This window comes from Nocardioides sp. NPDC054178 (assembly GCF_055585005.1).
Map to the genome: position 1 here is coordinate 264,354 of NZ_JBVJKY010000002.1, position 20,706 is coordinate 285,059.

Genomic DNA, 20,706 nt, shown 5'->3' on the forward strand with positions numbered 1-20,706 from the left:
ATGCTGCCGCTGCGTACCCGCATCTTCGCCTTCCTCCAGGAGCGCCTGGTCAGGACACCGCTGAACGCGGAGGAGATGATCGCGCTGCGCGCCCAGCGCGAGGGGTTCCGCACCGGACCGGTCACCGCCCTCCTCTTCGGGCGCCCCGCGGACGTCGAGATCAAGGAGACGTACGTCGAGGGGCGCCGTTTCGCGATCTACACGCCTCGCGGCGTCGGTGAGGCCGCCCCGGTCGTCATCAACTACCACGGCGGCGGCTGGTGCCTGGGGACGCCGGAGCAGAGTGCGTGGGTCTCCTCGCACGTCGCGGCGGAGACCGGGTCGATCGTGGTCGCGCCGTCCTACCGGCTGGCCCCGGAGCACCCGTTCCCGGCTGCCGTCGAGGACGCCTGGTCCGCCTTGGAATGGGTCGCCAAGAACGCCACAGACCTGGGCGGAGACCCGTCGCGGATCTCGGTGATGGGCGACAGCGCCGGCGGCAACCTGGCAGCCGTGGTCTCCCTGATGGCTCGGGACGCGGGCGGGCCGGCGGTGCGGGCCCAGGTGCTGATCTATCCGGCCGTGGAGATGTATGAGAAGTTCCCCTCCGAGGCCGCGAACGCCAACGGCCCGGTGCTCACCTCGACGCAGATGAGCACCTTCGGCCACCTCTACATGGGCGAGCGCTACGGCGATGAGTCCTGGCAGGCCTCTCCCCTGCGCGCGGCCTCGCACGCCGACCTGCCGCCGGCACACATCATCACCGCCCTGCACGACCCGATCCGCGACCACGGCACGCGGTATGCGGAGGTGTTGCGTGCTGCCGGGACGCCGGTCTCGCTGGTCGACTACGACACCGCGTTCCACGGGTTCATGTCGCTCCCCGGGGTCGCACCCGCCGCACGTGAGGCTCTCGCCGGGATCGTCGCGTTCCTGCGGTGAGATCATCAACAGTTTTCAATCATCGATTGGGAGTTTGTTAACCCTCCGCGCCCGGCCGTGTTGTAACGTTCCACTCGGGTGTCCATCGCCAGGTTGTCTCGGGTTGTGCGCCACCTCGATCCCCCCGTTCGCCTGCGGCTGAGAGCGCTTTCGCGTGTCCTTGGCCAGCCCTGTGCACACCGGAAAGGCGTGGTGACATGGCAGACGTCTCCGTCAAGATCGAGACCCTTGACCAGACGGTCAAGAAGCTGGATTCGATCATCGACGAGTTCGACCACGCCGTCGGCAACTCCGATGCGCTCGAAGGCGCCATCGGAAACCCCTTCCGCCGCGGCGAGCTGCGCAGCCAGGCCGACGACTTCGAACAGCGCTGGGACATGAAGCGCAAGGACCTCAAGGACGAGCTCTCCGACGTGCGAGACCACATCAAGGGCGTCGTCGAGGGGTTCCAGAACTGGGACAGCGAGACGGCTCTCCTGTTCCAGCAGAAATAGACGGACGGAGTCAGTCATGGATCAGTCTCCCAAGGGTCGGGAGATCCAACCCCTCACCGGCGACTCGGCGGTGATCGTCGCTCGCGGGAACAAGATCGAAGAGCTCGGCGTGCAGATGTCCGAGGCGGCCACCGTCCTCGAGCAGATCGCCACCGGTGAGCTGGCCGACGGCCAGATGCAGGGCAAGGCCGTCGCTGAGCTCCAGGACAAGATCGGATCCTCCTACGAGACGTTGCGGGAGGCCAGCGAGCTCTACACGCCCGTCGGGCCCCTGATCGCTGCGTACGGCACGAGTCTCGGGGAGCTCCAGGCCAAGATGGGGCCGTTGGTCGACTCGTGCACGGACAAGTGGGCCGCCTACGAGGGGCTCCCGGGAGACCGCGAGGCCGATGACGAGGAAGGCCAGGCCAAGGAGACCGCCTACAACGAGTGGCAGGACGACGCCGAGAGCTGGGATGCCCACTACGACACCTGGGAAGACGCCTATGACCTCGCGGTCAACGGCATCGGCAACGAGATGGCCGGCAGCATCAAGGACGGCTTCTGGGAGATCTTCGGCTTCCTGATCAACATCCTCGAGGCCATCGCGATGGTCTTCATGATCGCCGGGCTCTTTCTCGGTGGCATCGTCGCCGTCATCGGATTCGCCCTCGGCGCCTTGGTGCTGATCGGCAAGATCGTCCAGGCGTCGGCCGGCAAATGCGAGGTGACAGACGTGCTCTTGGCGGTCCTCGCGGTGCTCCCCTTCGGAAAGCTCGGCCAGATCGGGAAGGCCTGGACAGCGATGGGGAAGGGTGCCGCCTCCGGCGGGAAGACCGCCGGCGCGGCCGGACGAGGCTACGGGAACTTTGCTCTGAAACGAGCGGTGCCGCTGAACCCGCCTCCCGTGAACGTCACGTTCGGCGCCAAGTTCAAGACCGCGCTCTCCATCTCCACCGGCTTCCGGGAGGTCCCCCGGACCAGGGCCGCTTGGATGGCCAACCCGTTCAAGCCCCCCAAGGACATTCCCGTGGGCATCATGAGCGGCTCCGACATCGCTACCGGGATGGCCATCTACGGGGGGATACGCACAGGGACCTGGGGCCAGAAGATCGGGGCCGGCTTCGACGGGCTCAGCGGCCTGGGCAAGTGGGCAGGCGAGTGGTACGGCACCACCTCGACGAGCCAGGCGCTGGACGAGCGGCGCACCCATGACCAGCAGAGCGCACAGCCCTCGGAGCGATGATGCCGGAGACATGGCAAGCTGAGATCGCCCAGCCGTCGGAGCGATGGATCTGGGTCCCGAACGCGGGCGAGCTCGACACCGCGGGTGCGAAGAGGTGGATCGAGGACGTCCTCGCCTCGCTCCGCGACACCTGGGACGGCGGGTGGACCGACGAGGTCGACCCCGACGCGCGTGCCCTGCTCGCGCACCACCTCGCCGGCGACCTCCACCCCGGCACGCTGGCCTCGATGCTCCACTGGCCGCTGCCCGCGCCCGTCGTCAGCCGGGTGCGGGTCGTACTCGGGGGCGGCGAGCCGACCTCGCCCGAGGAGTGGCGGCAGCAGGGCTTCGACGTCGATGAGTACGCCGGGGCCGCTCTCGGCCCCGGACTGAGATGTCTCGCGTCCAGGACCGGAGAGATCGACGGTGAGACCGTCGAGTTCCTCACCGGCATCTTCGTCTTCTCGACGCAGGAGATCAGCGTGATGGTCGTGGTCGAGGCAGGCGCACCCGAGGTCTTCGGTCTCACCATCGCGGACATGCCGCTCTTCCTCGCCGAGCTCGAGGTCGAACGCCCCGATGGCAACCCCTTCTCGGCAGAGCCGGTCCCCGGCGTGACGAGCGATCCGTTCGATGTATGGGAGGACTCGTCCTTTGTCTGAGGCAGCACCCGCCCCGCAGTCCTCGCTACGCGAGCTGCTCGGTGGCACCAAGGAGCCGGAGTTCGAGCTGAGGCTCCTCCCCGGCTGGGAGCGACACTCCCCCGGTGAGGCCGACCGGGCCGCGATGGACGCGGCGTTGAAGAAGCGCTTCATGAGCATCAACAGGCCCGAGCTCCACGCCTCGATGCGTGCGCAGCTCGATCAGGCGTACGCGCTCATGAAGCAGCAGCAGGTCAAGGCCTACTTCGCCGCCACCGCCGAGACCGACAGCCTCGCCCTCATCCCCGGCGCGATCGTCGCGACGACGTTCCACGCCCACAACGGCGGGACCCTCGACACCCACGTCGCCGCGATCATCCGTGACCACGGCGCCAAGCCGCTCTTCGGCGACAAGCGGTTCATCCGCTACGAGCGCGAGTCGACCAAGACCGCCGCGGGCGACGATCCGGTGATCGTGACGTCGATCGCCTACATGACCCCGATCCCCGGCTCGAAACGGCGCCGGGGGCTTCAGCTCACCGCCACCCTGGCGCGGCCGATGGAGATGGCGGCGACCGACGAGAAGTTCGTGGCCTGGAAGCTGGCGCTGGACGTCTGTGTCTCGACGCTCCGGTGGGTGCCGGCCTGAGTCAGCGGAGATCCTCGACGGCGCGGTGGGCCGAGCCGATCGTGGCCGGGATGCCGACGCCGTCGTAGGAGGCTCCGGCGAGAGCCAGGCCGGGTACGCCGCGGAGTCCTTGGCGGATGCGGGCGACGCGGTCGAGGTGGCCGACGGGGTACTGCGGGAGCGCGTCGGTCCAGCGCTGGACGTGCACGTCGGTCGGCTCGGTGGTGATGCCGGCGATCCGCTCCAGAGCCGCCAGGGAGTCGGCGATCAGGCGATCGTCGTCGTCCGAGGGCGGCTCACCGTGGCGCCCAATGGACGTACGCAGATAGTTGCCGCGCTCCCCCACCCAGGCCCACTTGGCGAAGGAGAAGGTCGAGGCCTTGATCGCGCAGTCCTCGACCGGCGGCACGAGGAAGCCGGACCGCCCGGACAGCTTTGCGGGGAGGTCCGGGAAGGCGAAGGTCAGCACCGCGACGCTCGCGGTCTCGATCGCCGACAGCTCGCGCGCGACCGACGGGGCCGTCGAGCGGAGCAGCTTCGCGGCGACGGGAGCGGGGGTCGCGATGACCACGGCATCGGCGGCTTCGACCTCGTCGCCGGTCTCGATGAGGAACCCCTGCGGAGTGCGGGTGACGGCGTCGACCCGGGTCGCGAACCGGATGTCGAGGCCCTCGGCGAGAGCCTCGGGCAGCCGCGACATGCCGCCGTCGATCCCGGCGAAGACCGGCACCGTCGAGCTCGGGAGCGCGGCGGCCGCCTCCAGCAGCGACCCCTTCTCGGCCAGCATGAACAGCTGCGGGGCGGCCGCCTTCACCGAGATCGCGCGGGCGTGACCGGCGTAGACCCCCGCCAGCAGCGGGTCCGCCAGCCGGTCTGCCGTCTCGTCCCCGAAACGGGACGCGATGAAGTCACCGACCGAGATGTCCTCGTCGGTCTTCGCAGGTGGGAGCGTGGGTTCGCGGCGTACGACCTCCAGGGTCGCCTCCGAGAGAAGACCCGAGGACTCCAGGGCAGCCAGGTCCAGGGGCACGCCCATGATCGAGCGCGGGATCGGCCTCAGCGCGCCGCGCGACCAGATCGACGACTTCGCGTCCGTCGGGTGCACGATCTCCAGGCCGACCTCACGAGCCAGGGACACTCCCTCCGGGCGGCGGTTGAGCATCGCCTCCGCGCCGACGTCGACCAGCTGCCCGGCGACAGACTCCCCGCGGATCTTTCCGCCGACCCGGTCCGAGGACTCCAGGACCGTGACCCGGTGGCCCTTCAGGGACAGATCGCGGGCCGCGGTCAACCCGGCGATCCCCGCTCCGACGACGATGACACGCACAGCAGCAGTCTCCCACCCGCCCCTGAGGCGATGCTGATGAGGTAGCCCGCTGCCGAGGCGTCACCCGCGTCGGCCGAGTTGGCACCGGGATGCCATCTCGGCCGACGTACGTGACGCCTCGGCCGACCTCGCCGACGCCTCGGCAGGGTCTTCTCAGCTGGCCAGCTTTCCGAAGTTGGAGCGGTGGAAGACCAGCGGCTGGCCGGCGCCGTGGTCGGCGGCGTGGAGCTGGAGGAGTACGACGATGTGGTCGCCGGCCTCGACCTCGCGGTAGACGGTGCAGTCGAAGCGCGCCAGGCCCTCGTCGAGGGTGAGGGCGCCGTCGCGGGACGAGCTGACCACGAGACCGTCGAAACGGGAGTCGACCGGTCCGGCGAGCCGGCGGCAGACCTCGCCGTGGTGCTCGGCGAGCACGGTGACGCCCAGGTGAGCGGATCGGCGCAGGTCGGGCCAGGTCTTCGAGGTCCGGGCCACCGAGAAGGAGACCAGGGGCGGGTCCAGGGACACCGAGGTGAACGAGGAGGCCGCCAGGCCGATCGGCTTGCCGTCGATCAGGGCCGCGACCGCGACCACACCGGTCGGAAAGACCCCGAACGCCTTCCTCAAGGCTTGCGGATCGAGATCCTGGTTGGTCGTCAGGGGAGGTACGTTCGTCATCTCTGGTCCTCTCGTCGTGATGTCATCTACTCGATGAGCCCGGGTTCGACGACCGTGTCGAAGTCGACCTTCTCGGGGATCTCGCCTGCCTCGAAGAAGGCATCGGCCAGCTGCTGCTCGGAGGCGATGTGCTCCTCGGTCACCGGGCCGACCACGGAGGCCTTCTTCGCCGCCACCTCGCTGGTCGTCGAGACCGGCAGGCCCGACTCGGAGGCCCAGCCCTCGCCCCACTTGTCGGGGTTCTCCTGTGCCCACTCGAAGCCGTCCCGGACCAGACCGACGAAGTGCTGGATCGACTCGCGGGTGTCGGTCTCCTCCAGCGAGGCCGCCGAGGCGATCTCGAAGGCGAGGTAGGGGTCGGTGGTGCCGCCCTCGTCGGCCGTGATGTCCACGGCACCGTCCTCGTTGACGGCCTGAGTGACGAACGGGTCCCAGATCGACCAGGCGTCGACCTCGCCGGCCTGGAACGCCGCCAGCCCCTCGGCGGGCTGGAGGTACTGCGGATCGACGTCGTCGAGGGTCAGCCCGGCCGACTTCAGCGCCAGCAGCAGATGGCCATGGGCGGAGGTGCCCTTGCCGACGGCGATCTTCTTCCCCTTCAGATCGGCGGAGGACCTGATGTCCGACCCCTCGGGGACCAGGATCGAGTCGGTCTTCTCGTCCTGCTCCTCGACGGTGGCGATGACCTTGAACGCGGCGCCGGCCGCGGCACCGAAGATCGGCGGCGCCGAGCCGACCCAGGCCACGTCGATCTGGTCGGCAGCGGCCGCCTCGATGATCGGCGGCCCGGCGGTGAACTCCGACCACTCGATCTCGTAGGGCAGGTCCTCCAGCAGACCGGCCTGGGTCAGCACGGAGCGGATGCCGTCCTTCTGGACGCCGACCCGGAGCACGGGCTTGCCCTCCTCGGCCGAGCCGGACGAGCCACAGGCGGCCAGGGCACCGCCGAGAAGGACGAGCGCAGCGGGGGCCACGAGGAGTCGCGTCAGGATGCTGTGTGGGGACATGGTGGGGATGCCTTCTGTCTGTCGGTGGGGGGTCATGCGGCCTGGTCGACGACGCCCAGGAGCGCCAGCAGCGCCGCTCGGCGCTCGACGATCTCGGGGTGGTCGCGTCGACGCGGGTGCGGCAACGTGATCTGCTCGTCGTGGACGATGGCGCCCTCGTCGATGAGGATCACCCGGTCGGCGAGCAGGAGGGCCTCCTCGACGTCATGGGTGACCATGAGGACGGCCGGGCGATGGGCGTCGACCAGGCGACGTACGAGATCCTGGGCGGCGATCCGGGTGAGCGCGTCCAGGGCGCTGAACGGCTCGTCGAGGAGGAGCAGGTCCGGCTCACGCACGAGCGCGCGGGCCAGAGCCACCCGCTGGCGCTGGCCGCCGGAGAGCTGGCGCGGCCAGGCCTTCTCGCGCCCGTCCAGGCCGACCTCCGCGAGCATCTGCCGGGCGTGGGCGACCGCGCCGGGGCCCCGCAGACCCAGCGAGACATTGTCGAGGACCGTACGCCACGGGAACAGCCGCGGGTCCTGGAAGACGACCGCCGGGGCGGTTCCGGTGACCACCGTCCCGGTGGCGCCGGTGTCCAGCCCGCCGACGATGCGCAGCAGGGTGGACTTGCCGCTGCCGGAGCGGCCCAGCAGGGCGACGAACTCGCCGGAGCGGATCTCCAGATCGATCCCGGCGAGCACCTCGTGCTCACCGAAGGCGCGGTGTACCCGCGCCAGCGAGGCAACGACGCTCATGCGCCTCTCCCTTCGTCACGCCAGCGCAGAGCGCGGCGCTCGAGCAGTCGTACGGCCCAGTCGGTGAGCAGACCGAGCACGGCGTAGCAGAGCAGGCCGACCACGATCACGTCGGTCTGCAAGAAGTCGCGTGCGTTGTTGATCAGGAAGCCGAGACCGGCGCCGGCATTGACCTGCTCGGCCACGATCAACGCGATCCAGGCCATGCCGAGTGCCTGACGCAGCCCGACCAGCAGGCCCGGCGTGACCGCCGGCAGGTACAGGTGGCGCAGGCGCTCGGACCAGGTGAGCCGCAGCGCGCCGGCCACCTCGGCGAGGTCCGGGTCGACCCCGCGCAGCGCCGCGACCAGGTTGAGGTAGAGCGGCACGATCACGAAGAGCGCGACCAGGTAGATCTTGGGCTCCTCCTTGATCCCGAACCAGATGATGAACAGCGGCACCAGCCCGAACAGCGGCAGTGTCCGCAGCATCTGGACCAACGGGTCGACCAGGGCGTCACCCAGAGCGCTCAGACCGACGATCCCACCGAGCACGAACGCGATCAGCGCCCCGAGCAGGAAGCCGAGAGCCGCGCGGCGCGCGGAGACGGCAATCGCCTCCTGCAGCTGCCCGCTGCCGATCAGCTCCCAGGCGGTGCCGGCCAACTGCACCGGCGACGCCAGCGTGCGCTCGTCGAGGATCCCGAGCGAGGAGAGCAGCTGCCATGCCACCAGCACGAACACCGGGCTGAGCGAACGCAGGACCTTCAGCGTACGCGGCGCCAGCACGCTCCGGCGTGCCGAGACCTTCCGCCCGGCGGGTGCCGCTGCGACCTCCTCGGCGACCGGATCGGCCCCTGCCAGGCCGGCCACCTGGCTCATCGAGGAGCCCCGAACGGGATCGCGGCCCCGCGGCCGGCGACCGGGGCGGGGTGGGACCACAGGCCACGGCGGGCGAGCTCGGGCAGGACGCCCTCGCCGAACCAGTAGGACTCCTCCAGGTGCGGGTAGCCGGACAGCACGAACTCGGAGATCCCGACGGCGTGGTAGGCCTCGATCAGGTCGGCGATCTCGGTGTAGGAGCCGACCAGCGCGGTGCCGGCACCGCCGCGGACCAGCCCGACGCCCGCCCACAGGTTGGGGTGGACCTCGAGCCCGTCGCGCGAGCCCTGGTTGAGCTCGAGCATCCGCCGCTGGCCCTCCGAGACGCTGCGGGAGAGCCCGGCCTGGACGCGCGCGATGTCCTCGTCGGAGATGTTCTCCAGCAGCCGGTCGGCCTCCGCCCACGCGGCCGCCGAGGTCTCGCGGGCGATCGAGTGCAGCCGGATCCCGAAGCGGAGCTCGCGCCCCCGGTCGGCGGCCAGCTTCTGCACGCGGGCGATCTTCTCGGCCACCGCGGCCGGCGGCTCGCCCCAGGTCAGGTAGACGTCGGCGTGCTCGGCGGCCACCTCCAGAGCGGCGGGCGAGGAGCCGCCGAAGTAGACGTCCGGGACGGGCGTCGGCCGCTGCTCGAGGCTCGCGTTCTCCACCGAGAGGTGCTTCCCGGAGAAGGTCACCGTCTCCCCCGCCCAGAGCCGGCGGACGATGTGCAGGAACTCCCCGCACCGCTCATACCGCTCGTCCTTGGCGAGGAAGTCGCCGTACATCCGCTGTTCGTGGTCCTCCCCGCCGGTGACGACGTTGAGGAGCAGCCGCTGCCCCGACAGGTTCTGGAAGGTGCCGGCCATCTGCGCGGCCAGGTAGGGCGAGACCGAGTCGGGCCGGAAGGCGACCAGGAACTTCAGCCGCTCCGAGAGCGAGCTGAGCATCGCGGTCGTCACCCAGGCGTCCTCGCACCACGCGCCGGTCGGCGTCAGCGCCGCCTCGAAGCCGAGCTGCTCGGCGCTGCGGGCGATCTGGCCGAGGTAGGGCACCGTCGCGGGACGGCCCGCCGCCAGCGCGCTGACGCCGTGGCCGCCGCCGATCACGTGACGGCCGTCGCCGCCGTTGGTCGGGAGGAACCAATGGAACTTCAGAGTGCTCATTGCTGCCTTTCGGGATGTGAGGGATGTGCGGGATGTGTGAGAGGTCAGATCTGCCCATGCCGTGGCGGCGGGGTCCGGTCGACGGCCCAGCGCCCGAGGTGCTGGACCTTCCACGCGGCCGGGTCGTGGAGGGTGTGGGTGCGCGCGTTGCGCCAGTGGCGGTCGAGGTTGGTGGTCGTCAGAGCCGACCGGGCACCGGAGACCTCGAGCAGCCGGCTGGTGACGTCGACCGAGACCTTCGCGGTCGACGCACGGGCTGCCGCCACGGCCAGGCTCGCCTCCGCGGCCGAGCTCTCGGTGAGGTCCGCATCGGCCTCGTCCACGCGACGGCCTGCCTCGACGAGGAGCGCCTCGGCGCTGCGTACGGCCAGCTCCATCTCGCCGAGGGCCTGGACGACCAGCGGGTCCTGCGCGGCCTTCTCGACGCCGGCGAGCGCGACGGCGTCGGCGTAGGGGCGGGACTTCGTGCGTACGAACTCGGAGGCCTCGTCCAGCGCGCGCCGGGCGATCCCGGCGTCGATGGCCGCGTGCAGCAGCTGGGCGAAGGCGCCGTAGGTCGTCGGTACGTCGAAGGTGACCGCGAACGGCGTCACCCACTCATCGGCCACGGCGACATCGGTGAGGCGCACCGTGCCGGACCCGGTCGTACGCTGCCCGACGGCGTCCCAGTCGTCGATGATCTCGACGCCCGGAGTCTCGGTGCGGACCCAGGCCACCTGCAGCGGCCCGTCGGCGCCGCGCCGCGCGAGCACGGCGAGGTAGTCGGCGAAGAGGGACCCGGTGCAGTAGAACTTCTCGCCGTTCAGCAGCCACTCCCCCTCCTCCCGAGAGGGCGTCAGGGTCGTCCGGATGTCGCGCACGTGTGACGTCTTGAACTCCGACTGCGCGTTGGCGACCAGCGCCCCGGCCCGCACCTCGCTGTAGATCCGCTGCTGCTGCTCCCGGGTGCCGTTCAGCCGGAGCTGGTTGAGGAAGACGAAGTGGCTGTGCGGGACCTGGCCCAGGTTGGGATCACCCCACGAGACCAGCCGGAACACCTCCGCCACCGTCGTCGCCGGTAGTGCTGGACCGCCGAACTCGAGAGGGACCGTGAGCGCGCCGAGCCCGGCGGCGGCGTACGCCTTGACCTGGTCGTAGGGCAGCGCCCTGACCCGGTCGCGTCCGCCGTCGCCGAGCGCGAGCTCGTCGGCCAGCCGCCGCGCCACGAGCGGCGCGGTCTCGGCATCGAGCCGGGCGATCTCCGTCGTGCTCAAGCCACGGGCTCCAGCTGCTGGGCCTCGAGCTCGCGCACGATGGGGAGGACCTTCTGACCGAAGTACTCGACGTCCTCGAGGTAGTGCAGGAAGCCGCCGAGGATCAGGTCGGCGCCGGCCCGCTTCAGCTCCACGATCCGCTCGGCGACCTGCTCGGGGGTGCCGATCAGACCGGTGCGGAAGCCGTCGTTGTACTGCACCAGGTCCTCGAAGGTGGAGTCCTGCCACATCCCGGTCTTGTCGCCGGTCGACTGCCCGGCCTGCTTGACCGCGGAGCCGAAGCCCTCGACGGCCTCCCGGTCGGCCTTGTCGATGATCTCCCGGAGGGTCTCGCGCGCCTCCTTCTCGGTGTCGCGGGCGACGATGAAGCCGTTGATGCCGAACCGGACCCGGCGACCCAGCGGCTCGGCGACCGCGTTGACGTCCTGGATCTGCGCGGCGAGGCCCTCGGGGGTGTTGCCGTTGGCGAAGTACCAGTCCGAGACGCGGCCGGCCATCGCCTTGGCGTCGGAGGAGTTGCCGCCCTGGAAGATCTCCGGGTGCGGGCGGCCCTCGCTGGCCAGCGGCTTCGGCTTCAGGTCGAAGTCGTGCAGCCGGTAGAAGTCGCCGTTGAGCTCGGCCGCGTCGCTCGTCCAGATCTCGCGCAGGTAGCGGATGAACTCCTCCGAACGGCGGTAGCGCTCGCCGTGCTCGAGCCAGGGCTCCCCGAGCTGGGTGAACTCGTTCTTGAACCAGCCGGAGACGACGTTGACGGCCGCCCGTCCGCCGGAGATGTGATCGGCGGTCGCCAGGAACTTGGCCAGTACGCCGGGCTGCCACAGCCCCGGGTGGACGGCGGCGATCACCTTGAGCCGCTCGGTGGCCAGCAGCAGCGCGAGGGAGAACGAGGTCGACTCGTGCTGGTAGGCCGCGCCGTAGGAAGCCATGTAGCGCACCTGCGAGAGGGCGTACTCGAAGCCGTTGTTCTCGGCCAGCTGCGCGAGCTTCTTGTTGTAGTCGTAGCCCCAGTCGGTGCGCTGCTCGATCTTGCTCACCACCAGGCCGCCGCTGACGTTGGGCACCCAGTAGGCGAACTTCAGGGGCTCGGTTGCCGGTGAAGTCATGCTGGTCTCCTTGGATCGAATGTCTACTAAACTTATCTGATTAAACACACGACGGGACCGGATCTCCCGATGTGGACCACCGGAAGACCCGATCCCGTGATAGGCGCCACCTATCAGGCGGCGACGAGGCGAGAGGCCCTACTGATCACCGCAGGGCGGCTCACGTGTACCAGGTCGGCGCGGGGATCTCGCCGAGCAGCGCGTAGCGGCCCACCTCGGCTCGCTTGTGAGCCACCGGGTCGTGCAGCGAGTGCGTCCGGATGTTGCGCCAGAAGATGTCCAGACCGACCTTGTTGGAGGTCGCCCGGGCCCCGGTGAGGTCGTAGACCTTGGTGCCGATCTCGAGACCGGCGTCGATCGCGACCTGCTTGGCCGCGGCGATCACGACCGCCGCCTCGCCGCGCTCCTGCTCGGTGACCTCGTCGGCATGGGAGTTGATGGTCTCGATCAGCCCGGCCGCCCGCTCGGCCAGCGCCTGGGCCGCCCACAGCTTCGAGGTCAGGTCGCCGTACGTCTCCTGGATGTAGAACTCCTCGCTCCCCTTCTCCTTGACGTCGGCGGCGTAGGGCCAGGCGCGGGTCGTGTCGCGGGTGTAGGTCGCGGCGGTCGTCAGGGCACCCTCCGCGATACCGAGGTAGAAGTTGGTGAAGATCAGCTGGATGATCGGCACGTTGAGCGTGTTGTAGACCCGCGGGACGAACTCGTACGTCCCGTCCTCCTGCCTCACGTAGCCGGCCGCGGACTCCCAGGGGACCCGCACACCGTTGATGTCGACGGCGCCGGACTCGGTCAGCCGCTGGCCGAGGTTGTCCCAGTCGCCAGCGAAGACGATGGCCTCCTGCTGGGTCGGCACGATCGCGAAGACATGCTTCTCCGTGCCCTCGATGACACCCTCGAGCACGGTCAGGTCGGAGATCCGCCCGCCGGTCGAGAACGACTTGCGACCGGTGAAGACGAGCTCGTCGCCCTCGACCTTGATCACCAGGTCGTCGTCGCGGGGGTTGACCGCACCGCCGAAGAAGAAGTTGTTCTCGGTGTAGAGCTGCTCGACGGCGGCGATCTGCTCCGGGGTGCCGACCAGGCGCGCCGCCCAGGCCCACAGGTAGTGGTAGCCGAGCAGCTGCCCGATGGAGCCGTCACCCGCGGCGACCGCCCGGATCACGCGCAGCGCGGTCGTCCAGTCCTGACCGGCGCCGCCGTGCTCGGCGGGGCCCAGCAGGGTGACCAGGCCGCTCTCCTTGAGCAGGTTCACCTCGTACGTCGGGACCTGGTTGGCCCGGTCACGGGCGACGGCGTCCGCGGAGAGCCTGGTGGCCACCTCGCGGGCACGGTCGACCCAGCCCTCCGGAGTCGTGGGTGCCGCGCCGAACTCCGCGGCGTTGCGTACAGCTTCGGTTGTCATCGCGCCCTCTCAGTCTTGCGTCGTGGAAGCTTGCATCTTTAGTCCACTAAATTAGTAGAGAATGAGCGGGTGGGTGGCGGCTGGACGCCAGCGATCACCGATCACCCGCTCGGGATCACCGATCACGGCTCAAGGAGATGACAGCGTGAGGATCGAGCAGCTGGAGTACATCGCAGCCGTGACGCAGCACGGCTCGCTGCGCCGCGCGAGCGAGCAGCTCCACATCTCCCAGCCCGCCCTGAGCGAGGCGATCACCAAGCTGGAGCGCGAGCTCGGCGTGACCCTGCTCGACCGGCGCCGCGCCGGCGCCCGGATCAGCCGCGAGGGCCAGGAGCTGCTGCACTCCATGTCCGACATCCTGGAGGCCGTCGACCGCCTCCGCCTGGCCGCCGGCGACCAGAACGCCGGGGTCAGCTCGGTGCGGGTCGGCACGGTCCACGCCGGCACCTCGACCGTGCTGCTACCGACGTTGCGGAGGTTCGCCGGCGAGCATCCGCGGACGAGCGTCGAGGTGCGCACCATGGTGCAGGAGGACATCTACCTCGCCCTCGCCGAGGGCACGATCGACATCGGCCTGGTCAACCTGCTCGACGGCGACGACCTGCCACCGACGGTCGAGGGCACCGTGCTCCTCCACGGGCGGCCGATCGTCGTGCTGCCCGCGGGCCACCCGCTCACCGCCCGCGACGAGGTCACCGTCGAAGAGCTTCGCGAGGAGCCGTTCGTCGGCATGCGCACGGGCTACCTGATGTACCGGTTCGCCCACCGCGTCTTCGGTCGCGACCTCCCCCGCCACTGGCATGCCACCGACGGCGCCGAGATGGGCAAGATGATGGTCGGCGAGGGCCTCGGACTCACCCTGCTGCCCGACTACAGCGTCGTCGGCGACCCACGTGAGACCGGCGGGCACATCACCGTACGCCCCCTCGCCGGGGACCGCTCCCGGGTGACGATGGTCGCGGTGCGACGGCACAACGCACGTACGACCTCGGGCGCGCGCAGCCTCCTGGACCTGCTCGCCGAGACGGCTGCCCGCTGTCAGCCCTCGGCGGGCGGGTAGCTCTGCACGAACTCGGTGAGCCGGGCGAGCTGGTCGGGGTCGGTGCTCGGGATGACGCCGTGGCCGAGGTTGAAGATGTGGCCCTTCGCGCGGCGCCCGGTCTCGATGATCTTCCCGGCCTGCTCGAGCATCACCTCGGTGGGCGCGAAGACGAGGGCGGGGTCGAGGTTGCCCTGGATGCCGAAGCCGTCGCCGAGCTGGTCGATCGCCCAGTCCAGCGGGGTGCGCCAGTCGACGCCGACGACCTCGGCGCCGGCGCTGCCCATCAGCGGGAGGAGCATGGCGGAGTTGACGCCGAAGTGGATCCGCGGGACACCGAGCTCGCCGATCCGGGACATCACCTGGCTGGAGTAGGGCAGCACGTGACGCTCGTAGTCGGTGGGCGTGCACGCACCGGCCCAGGAGTCGAAGAGCTGCACCGCGGAGGCACCCGCGCGGACCTGGACCTCCAGGAACGCGCCGGAGATCCCGGCGATCTTGCGCATCAGGGCGTCCCACACGTCGGGGGCACCGAACATGAGCGCCTTGGTCTTGGCGTACTCCTTCGAGGGGCCGCCCTCGACCAGGTACGAGGCCACCGTGAACGGCGCGCCGGCGAAGCCGATCAGCGGGGTGCCGCCGTTGATGCCGCCGAGCTCGCCGACCAGGTTCTGGACGGCCTCGGTGATGTAGGGGACATGCTCCGGAGTCAGGTCCGGGATCGCCTCGACGTCGGCCAGGGTGCGGACCGGGTTGGCGATCACCGGGCCGACACCGGGCTTGATGTCCAGATCGACCCCGACCGCCTTCAAGGGCAGCACGATGTCGGAGAAGAAGATGGCCGCGTCGACCCCGTAGCGGCGTACGGGCTGGAGGGTGATCTCGGTGATCAGCTCGGCGTTCTGGCAGGACTCGAGCATGCCGATGCCCTCGCGGACCTTCAGATACTCGGGCAGCGAGCGGCCGGCCTGGCGCATGAACCACACCGGCGTACGGCTCGGCTTCTGCCCGCCGAGCGCCTGCAGGAACGGGGAGGATGCGAGCGCGTCGGCGGTCGTACCAGGGGTATTCACAGCGGCCACCGGGCAATGGTCCCATCCGGTGCGGCGTGTACGCACATCGCGAATCGCGCAGAAGACATACCCTGTTCACATGGTCGTCCGTGGAGAGTCGCGTCCCGCCGCGGGACCGGAGACCGGTCCCGCCGTGTTCCGGTCCGCCGCGGCAGGAATGCGCGCCGCGACCTTCCGGCCCGAGGTGCTGGCCGAGGAGATGCCCGCGCCCCAGCGGATCGCTCCGTACGCCGCAGCGCTGTCGGCCGATGTGACCGTCGGCGACGTCGACGTGGCGACCGGACGGCTGATCCTGCTGCACGATCCCGACGGCAACGACGCCTGGGGCACGGTGCACGGACTGCCCGGCACGTTCCGCCTGGTGGCATACGCGCGGGCCGACATCGACGTCGAGCACATCAGCGACCCGCTGCTGGGCGAGGTCGGCTGGTCCTGGCTCCTCGACGCGCTCTCCGGTCACGGCGCCTCGCACGTCGCAGCGGCCGGCACGGTGACCCGCGTGGCCACCGAGTCCTATGGCGGGATGGCCGATGAGGACGGCACCGCCCAGATCGAGATTCGCGCCTCCTGGACGCCGGTGGGGACCGGGTCGGGCGACCTGGACCTGCGACCGCACACCGAGGCGTGGGGCGAGCTGCTCTGCACGGCCGCGGGACTTCCTCCGGTGCCGGAGGGTGTCACCGTCATGCCGAGCCGGCGAGGGCAGCGAGGCGCGTGATCGAAGACAGGACCGAGGCCGAGACGGGGCCGGACACACCAGAAGATGCTGCTCCGGCGCCGCTGCTGACCCTGCGTGACGGACTGCCTCCGGTGACCGACACCGACGAGGGTCTGGCCAAGGCCGCGGCCGCCATCGCCGCTGGGACCGGACCTGTCGGGATCGACGCCGAGCGTGCCTCCGGCTACCGCTACTCCAACCGCGCCTACCTAATCCAGCTGCGCCGCGAAGGTTCCGGGATCTGGCTGATCGACCCGATCGAGCTGACCACGATGCAGCCGCTGGTCGACGCGCTCGAGGGCACCGAGTGGATCCTGCACGCCGCCACCCAGGACCTCCCCTGTCTCAGCGACCTCGGCCTGCACCCGGCCGCCCTGTTCGACACCGAGCTCGCCGGGCGGCTGCTGGGCTATCCGCGCGTCGGGCTCGGCACCCTGGTCGAGACCGTGCTGGGCTTCACCATGCTCAAGGAGCACTCCGCGGCCGACTGGTCGACCCGACCGCTGCCGGACGCCTGGCTCGAGTACGCGGCCCTCGACGTCGAGGTGCTCGTCGAGCTGCGCGAGGCGCTGGCCGCCGAGCTGGTCGCGCAGGGCAAGGACGCTTGGGCCCGCCAGGAGTTCGACTGGCTGCGCGGGTTCGAGGCGCCGGTGCGTACCGATGCCTGGCGACGCACCTCCGGCATGCACCGCGTCCGCGGCCGCCGCGGTCTCGCCGCGGTGCGTGAGCTGTGGACCGAGCGCGACCGGATCGCGCAGCAGCGCGACGTCACCCCGAGCCGGATCATCCCCGATGCCGCGATCGTCGCCGCCGCGCAGGAGCTCCCGCAGGACAAGGCCTCGCTGCTCGGGTTGAAGGGCTTCCACGGCCGCGGCGCCGAGCGCTACGTGACCTCATGGCTGAAGGCGCTCAACCGCGCGGTCACGATGGACGAGGACGAGCTCCCGGTGCGGTCACCGCGCTCCGAGGGCCCTCCCCCGCCTCGCGCATGGGCCGACAAGGACCCCACCGCCGCCCGGCGTCTCACGCTGGCGCGTGAGTCCGTCAACGTCCTCGCCGAAGCGCGGAACCTCCCCGCCGAGAACCTGCTCACTCCCGACTTCCTGCGCCGCGCCATGTGGACGCCCCCGAAGACCCGCGACCCCGGCGCCCTGCTCGACGGCATCATCGAGATGCTCTCCGGTTTCGGCGCCCGCGGCTGGCAGATCGCCCTCACCGCCCCGCTGCTCACCGACGCCGTCCTCCACGCCGACATCGAACCCTGACCAAGCCCTCACTCCTCGCCGAGAGGTCAGGCACGCCGGCCGAGGCGTCGCGTACGACGTTCGAAGCGTCACGCACGCTGACCGAAACGTCAGGCGCGCTGGCCGAGGCGTCACGTACGACGTTCGAAGCGTCACGCACGCTGACCGAAACGTCAGGCGCGCTGGCCGAGGCGTCACGTACGACGTTCGAAGCGTCACGCGCTGGCCGAGTCGGCATCGGCGTGACGCCTCGACCAACCAGAGTGACGCCTCGACCGACCTGACCGACTTCTCGACCGACGTACGTGACGCCTCAAGCGACCAGGCTGACGCCTCGGCCAACCCGGGTGACGCCTCGACCGACCGGGCTGACGGCTCAACCAACCGGGCTGACGCCTCAAGCGACCGTGCTGACGGCTCGACCGACGTACGTGACACCTCGGCCGACCGGGCTGACGGCTCGACCGACCGGGCTGACCGCTGGACCGACCGGGCTGACGCCTCGGCAGCTAGGAGCTGGGCGAGATGGAGGGGGTGGGGGAGGCCGGCGGGGTGGGCTGCGGGAAGACGGTCTTGGAGAGCTCGTCGATCTGGACCGCGTAGTCCTCGACCTGGTCGAGCTCGGCGACGGCGAAGGAGCCTCGGACGGCGACGGCGGCGACCTTCTGGAGCTGGGCGAGCTGGGTGGCCTCGGGGAGGACCTGCATGTCGCGGACCGTGTCGGTGAAGATGCGGGCGTTCTTGGGGTTGCGCTCGGGCTGGGTGAAGACCGGGGCGTAGCCGACCTCGGAGTTGACCGGTACGAAGTGGCCGGTGCGGACCATCTTCACGACCGACTCGGTCGAGATGAGGTAGGTGAGGAAGTCGGCGGTGGCGTCGGGGTCGGCGGTCTCCGCGCCCATGCACAGCCCGGCGTAGTCGCCGGTGGTGCCGTTGCCACCCGGCATCGGCATCACGTCCCACTGCATCGCGTCGCTCGCCCGCAGGTCCGAGACCAGCGAACGGTCACCGACCAGCGCCACCAGACGGCCCTGCTTGAAGGCCTGGAAGGGAGTGCGTCCGTTGAGGTCCTTCGTGGAGGCCAGCACGTTGGGCTGGGTCAACGCCTCGACCAGGTCCTCGTAGGCACCGGCCGAGTCCTCCAGCGCAGTGGTCGTCGGGGCCAGCGGGTCGTCGAAGAGGGTCGCGCCGGCGCCGGCGAGCCAGGGCATCAGCGAGGAGAGGTTCTGCTCGACGTAGGTGCCCCGGACGCCCTTGTGGTGCTCGGTGGCGTAGGTCATCGCCGAGCTGAACTGCTCGAGGGTCCAGCCGCGCAGGGAACCATCGGCCCGGACGCTGGGGGTGGGCAGGCCCTCCTCCTTCATGGCGTCGAAGTCGATCAGCCCGGTGTTGACGTAGACGACCTGCGGCGAGACCGAGTAGGGCATGCACTCCAGACGGCGTTCGACGGAGAAGTCCTCCATCGCCTCGCGGGAGTACTTGTCACCGAAATCGACGTTGCGCGCCTCGAGCAGGGTGTCGACGGGCTGGATCCGCTTGTCCTCGGCGAACGTGGCGACGTCGGCGCGGGGGGTGAGCACCACGTCGACCTTCTCGCCGCTGTTGACCGCCGCGGTGAGCTGGTCGGCGGTCGGCCAGGACTTCACCTCGACGGTGACGTTGGGGACTTCCTGGGTGTATTCGGCAGCCAGCTGCTTGTAGGTGTCGACCAGCGTCTTGTGGCCGGAGACCCCGAAGACGAGCTTCACCTTCGTCGGCGCCTTCGTCGCGGTGCTCGGCGACGGCTTCGAGGCCGGCTCACCACCGCAGGCGGCGAGGGACACCGAGAGAACCGTCACCAGAAGCGCCGTTGCCAGCCGCGTGCGCCGCACCATTTCCTCCATCTCAACACCAGGACCGGGTCTGTGATGGAACCACAGACCCGGTTTACCAGCGATTCACTTTACGATACGTACCTGGACACTTCCTGAGAACACGGCCCCAGGACGGCCCCAGGACGGCCTCGGATCGGCCTCAGGCGAGGTGATCGCGTGCGGCCTTGATCACATCATCGAAGATCTCCCTGGCCAGCACATCGCCCTCACGGCGTACGTCGGCGGGGTCCATCCGGATCAGCCGGTCCAGGCGCACCTCGGAGGGCCGGCCCTGACGGTCCCAGCCACCGGTGCCGACATCCATCCAGTGCCGACCGTTCCGCGCCTCCTGCGCCTCGTCGCGGTCGTGGTCCTTGCTGGTCAGCATCAGACACAGGAGTACGCCGGCCCGCCGGCCGATCACGAGAACGGGCCGGTCCTTGCCCTGGGTCGCGTCGTCCTCGTACGGCACCCAGCCCCATACGACCTCGCCCGGATCCGCATCGCCGTCACCGATCTCGGGCTCGTAGGAGATGGCGCCCTCGCGCGGTGCGGGCTGGGTGTCGGTCACTTCGGCTCCTCGGTCGGTGGCTGGCGTCATGGCCGCCCAGCCGAGGTGCACCGAAAAAGATGATGAACACGCCGGACCGGGAGCGCCTCACGGCGCAAGGCCGCTCGTAGCGGCTGAAGTTGGGACCCGGGGCTGCCACAGCCCGACGTGTTCGGTCACCATTGTAACGGTGCCCCCAACCTTCGCCGCATCAAAGCGAACAGGAGGCTACCGCAACTCAAGTCAACCGCTGTTCGAGCTCCGCATGACCCGCCGCCTCGAGCTGTTCGGAGAGCTGCAGCATGTTGCGTACGTCCTTGGCCGCGGCGTCCGGGTCCAGGGCCGCGCGCCCGGCGGCGATGACGCGGGAGAACGCCGCGGCGCGGAGGAGCACCACCGCGAAGTCGCTGCCGGCGATGCCGCGCAGCACCTCGTCGACCATCGCCTTGAGCTCCTGCGGTCCGGGCGGCTCGGCGACACCGGCCACGACCTGCGCGACCTGGGCCTTGGCCCGCCCGGCCTCGAACTCGCGCGCGGCGCCGACCGGGTCGGCGTAGACCCAGCTGCGGAGCAGGTAGAGCCGCCACAGGCAGCCGGCCAGCGACTCCGCCGGCGAGCTCGACCAGACCTCCGCGATCGTCTCGATGCCCTCGGACTCGGCCAGATGGAGGATCCGCTCGGCGACCGCGGGGTCGTCGCTGTCCCGCGCCCCACGCACGAGCGCCGTCGCCGCGGCATCGGCCGCCTCCTGCACCAGGGCAGGGTCGTCGCCCCCGAGGAGGGAGTCGAAGAAGCCGTCCCCGGGACGCATCGGCGAATGAAACTCTCTGGCCATCGGATCGAGGGTAGCGGC

The 20,706-nt window shown here is 70.1% G+C and carries 21 protein-coding genes; 8 read left to right on the plus strand and 13 right to left on the minus strand.

Annotated features, from left to right (window positions below; translation table 11 throughout):
* The 5 genes from ACZ6WN_RS07845 to ACZ6WN_RS07865 all read left to right on the plus strand — a co-directional run bounded on the left by ACZ6WN_RS07845 (position 1) and on the right by ACZ6WN_RS07865 (position 3,909).
* A complete protein-coding gene (locus tag ACZ6WN_RS07845) occupies positions 1–921 on the plus strand; it encodes an alpha/beta hydrolase (protein ID WP_465863843.1) in 921 nt (306 codons plus the stop codon).
* 197 nt (positions 922–1,118) lie between these two features.
* A complete protein-coding gene (locus ACZ6WN_RS07850) occupies positions 1,119–1,415 on the plus strand; it encodes a flagellar protein FlgN (RefSeq protein ID WP_406027245.1) in 297 nt (98 codons plus the stop codon).
* A gap of 16 nt (positions 1,416–1,431) precedes the next feature.
* Positions 1,432–2,640, plus strand: coding sequence for a hypothetical protein (locus ACZ6WN_RS07855; protein WP_465863845.1), 1,209 nt, complete (start codon positions 1,432–1,434; stop codon positions 2,638–2,640).
* Positions 2,640–3,281: a hypothetical protein gene (locus ACZ6WN_RS07860; RefSeq protein WP_465863847.1), complete on the plus strand. Its 642-nt coding sequence runs from the start codon at positions 2,640–2,642 to the stop codon at positions 3,279–3,281. Before ACZ6WN_RS07855 ends, ACZ6WN_RS07860 begins: the two co-directional genes overlap by 1 nt.
* Entirely contained in the window at positions 3,274–3,909 is a 636-nt protein-coding gene (locus ACZ6WN_RS07865; RefSeq protein ID WP_465863849.1) for a protein TPRXL, read from the plus strand. Before ACZ6WN_RS07860 ends, ACZ6WN_RS07865 begins: the two co-directional genes overlap by 8 nt.
* Position 3,910: 1 nt before the next feature.
* On the opposite strand, the gene hemG is transcribed toward ACZ6WN_RS07865, so the two are convergent.
* The 9 genes from hemG to ACZ6WN_RS07910 form a co-directional block, all read right to left on the minus strand.
* Positions 3,911–5,215, minus strand: coding sequence for a protoporphyrinogen oxidase (gene hemG, locus ACZ6WN_RS07870; protein ID WP_465863851.1), 1,305 nt, complete (start codon positions 5,213–5,215; stop codon positions 3,911–3,913).
* Between the two features lie 153 nt (positions 5,216–5,368).
* Positions 5,369–5,872 carry a flavin reductase family protein gene (locus tag ACZ6WN_RS07875; RefSeq protein ID WP_378726357.1) on the minus strand — a complete coding sequence of 168 codons (504 nt, stop codon included), beginning with the start codon at positions 5,870–5,872 and terminating at the stop codon, positions 5,369–5,371.
* A gap of 26 nt (positions 5,873–5,898) precedes the next feature.
* The gene (locus tag ACZ6WN_RS07880) at positions 5,899–6,879 is read right to left on the minus strand and encodes an ABC transporter substrate-binding protein (protein ID WP_465863853.1); all 981 of its coding nucleotides are present in this window, start codon (positions 6,877–6,879) and stop codon (positions 5,899–5,901) included.
* Positions 6,880–6,911: 32 nt separating this feature from the next.
* Entirely contained in the window at positions 6,912–7,616 is a 705-nt protein-coding gene (locus tag ACZ6WN_RS07885) for an ABC transporter ATP-binding protein (protein WP_465863855.1), read from the minus strand.
* Positions 7,613–8,476 (minus strand): ABC transporter permease, encoded by an 864-nt coding sequence (locus ACZ6WN_RS07890; RefSeq protein WP_465863857.1) that lies wholly within the window; start codon positions 8,474–8,476, stop codon positions 7,613–7,615. The genes ACZ6WN_RS07885 and ACZ6WN_RS07890 overlap by 4 nt, the downstream gene beginning before the upstream one ends.
* Entirely contained in the window at positions 8,473–9,618 is a 1,146-nt protein-coding gene (locus ACZ6WN_RS07895) for an LLM class flavin-dependent oxidoreductase (protein ID WP_465863859.1), read from the minus strand. The genes ACZ6WN_RS07890 and ACZ6WN_RS07895 overlap by 4 nt, the downstream gene beginning before the upstream one ends.
* 44 nt (positions 9,619–9,662) lie before the next feature.
* Positions 9,663–10,871, minus strand: a complete 1,209-nt coding sequence (locus tag ACZ6WN_RS07900; protein ID WP_465863861.1) for an SfnB family sulfur acquisition oxidoreductase — start codon at positions 10,869–10,871, stop codon at positions 9,663–9,665.
* A complete protein-coding gene (sfnG, locus tag ACZ6WN_RS07905; protein ID WP_465863863.1) occupies positions 10,868–11,974 on the minus strand; it encodes a dimethylsulfone monooxygenase SfnG in 1,107 nt (368 codons plus the stop codon). Before sfnG ends, ACZ6WN_RS07900 begins: the two co-directional genes overlap by 4 nt.
* Positions 11,975–12,134: 160 nt before the next feature.
* Positions 12,135–13,376, minus strand: a complete 1,242-nt coding sequence (locus tag ACZ6WN_RS07910) for an acyl-CoA dehydrogenase family protein (protein WP_465863865.1) — start codon at positions 13,374–13,376, stop codon at positions 12,135–12,137.
* Positions 13,377–13,521: 145 nt separating this feature from the next.
* Between ACZ6WN_RS07910 and ACZ6WN_RS07915 the strand changes: the two genes are divergently transcribed.
* On the plus strand, positions 13,522–14,436 hold the full coding sequence (locus tag ACZ6WN_RS07915; protein WP_465863867.1) for a LysR family transcriptional regulator: 915 nt from the start codon (positions 13,522–13,524) through the stop codon (positions 14,434–14,436).
* Here ACZ6WN_RS07915 and hemE read toward each other — a convergent pair.
* A complete protein-coding gene (gene hemE / locus ACZ6WN_RS07920) occupies positions 14,415–15,497 on the minus strand; it encodes a uroporphyrinogen decarboxylase (protein ID WP_465863869.1) in 1,083 nt (360 codons plus the stop codon). The genes ACZ6WN_RS07915 and hemE overlap by 22 nt on opposite strands.
* A 70-nt stretch (positions 15,498–15,567) precedes the next feature.
* Here hemE and ACZ6WN_RS07925 point away from each other — a divergent pair, with 70 nt between their 5' ends.
* The gene (locus ACZ6WN_RS07925; protein ID WP_465863871.1) at positions 15,568–16,206 is read left to right on the plus strand and encodes a DUF3000 domain-containing protein; all 639 of its coding nucleotides are present in this window, start codon (positions 15,568–15,570) and stop codon (positions 16,204–16,206) included.
* Complete coding sequence (locus ACZ6WN_RS07930) at positions 16,203–17,471, plus strand: HRDC domain-containing protein (RefSeq protein WP_465863873.1); 1,269 nt, start codon at positions 16,203–16,205, stop codon at positions 17,469–17,471. Before ACZ6WN_RS07925 ends, ACZ6WN_RS07930 begins: the two co-directional genes overlap by 4 nt.
* Positions 17,472–17,959: 488 nt before the next feature.
* Here the strand turns inward: ACZ6WN_RS07930 and ACZ6WN_RS07935 are convergent, their stop codons facing one another.
* The 3 genes from ACZ6WN_RS07935 to ACZ6WN_RS07945 all read right to left on the minus strand — a co-directional run bounded on the left by ACZ6WN_RS07935 (position 17,960) and on the right by ACZ6WN_RS07945 (position 20,688).
* Positions 17,960–19,288, minus strand: coding sequence for an ABC transporter substrate-binding protein (locus ACZ6WN_RS07935; protein WP_465863875.1), 1,329 nt, complete (start codon positions 19,286–19,288; stop codon positions 17,960–17,962).
* 175 nt (positions 19,289–19,463) lie between these two features.
* Complete coding sequence (locus ACZ6WN_RS07940) at positions 19,464–19,874, minus strand: type II toxin-antitoxin system PemK/MazF family toxin (RefSeq protein ID WP_465863877.1); 411 nt, start codon at positions 19,872–19,874, stop codon at positions 19,464–19,466.
* A 217-nt stretch (positions 19,875–20,091) separates the two neighbouring features.
* Positions 20,092–20,688 (minus strand): hypothetical protein, encoded by a 597-nt coding sequence (locus ACZ6WN_RS07945; protein ID WP_465863879.1) that lies wholly within the window; start codon positions 20,686–20,688, stop codon positions 20,092–20,094.
* Positions 20,689–20,706 lie beyond the last annotated feature (18 nt).

What these genes read in the sequence shown, in the direction of transcription:
- ACZ6WN_RS07910 (WP_465863865.1), bottom strand. Translation starts at nt 13,376, where the DNA reads ATGACAACCGAAGCTGTACGCAACGCCGCGGAGTTCGGCGCGGCACCC.
- ACZ6WN_RS07885 (WP_465863855.1), bottom strand. Translation starts at nt 7,616, where the DNA reads ATGAGCGTCGTTGCCTCGCTGGCGCGGGTACACCGCGCCTTCGGTGAG.
- ACZ6WN_RS07880 (WP_465863853.1), bottom strand. Translation starts at nt 6,879, where the DNA reads ATGTCCCCACACAGCATCCTGACGCGACTCCTCGTGGCCCCCGCTGCG.
- sfnG (WP_465863863.1), bottom strand. Translation starts at nt 11,974, where the DNA reads ATGACTTCACCGGCAACCGAGCCCCTGAAGTTCGCCTACTGGGTGCCC.
- ACZ6WN_RS07895 (WP_465863859.1), bottom strand. Translation starts at nt 9,618, where the DNA reads ATGAGCACTCTGAAGTTCCATTGGTTCCTCCCGACCAACGGCGGCGAC.
- ACZ6WN_RS07945 (WP_465863879.1), bottom strand. Translation starts at nt 20,688, where the DNA reads ATGGCCAGAGAGTTTCATTCGCCGATGCGTCCCGGGGACGGCTTCTTC.
- ACZ6WN_RS07845 (WP_465863843.1), top strand. Translation starts at nt 1, where the DNA reads ATGCTGCCGCTGCGTACCCGCATCTTCGCCTTCCTCCAGGAGCGCCTG.
- ACZ6WN_RS07855 (WP_465863845.1), top strand. Translation starts at nt 1,432, where the DNA reads ATGGATCAGTCTCCCAAGGGTCGGGAGATCCAACCCCTCACCGGCGAC.
- ACZ6WN_RS07890 (WP_465863857.1), bottom strand. Translation starts at nt 8,476, where the DNA reads ATGAGCCAGGTGGCCGGCCTGGCAGGGGCCGATCCGGTCGCCGAGGAG.
- ACZ6WN_RS07860 (WP_465863847.1), top strand. Translation starts at nt 2,640, where the DNA reads ATGCCGGAGACATGGCAAGCTGAGATCGCCCAGCCGTCGGAGCGATGG.
- ACZ6WN_RS07925 (WP_465863871.1), top strand. Translation starts at nt 15,568, where the DNA reads ATGGTCGTCCGTGGAGAGTCGCGTCCCGCCGCGGGACCGGAGACCGGT.
- ACZ6WN_RS07875 (WP_378726357.1), bottom strand. Translation starts at nt 5,872, where the DNA reads ATGACGAACGTACCTCCCCTGACGACCAACCAGGATCTCGATCCGCAA.
- ACZ6WN_RS07850 (WP_406027245.1), top strand. Translation starts at nt 1,119, where the DNA reads ATGGCAGACGTCTCCGTCAAGATCGAGACCCTTGACCAGACGGTCAAG.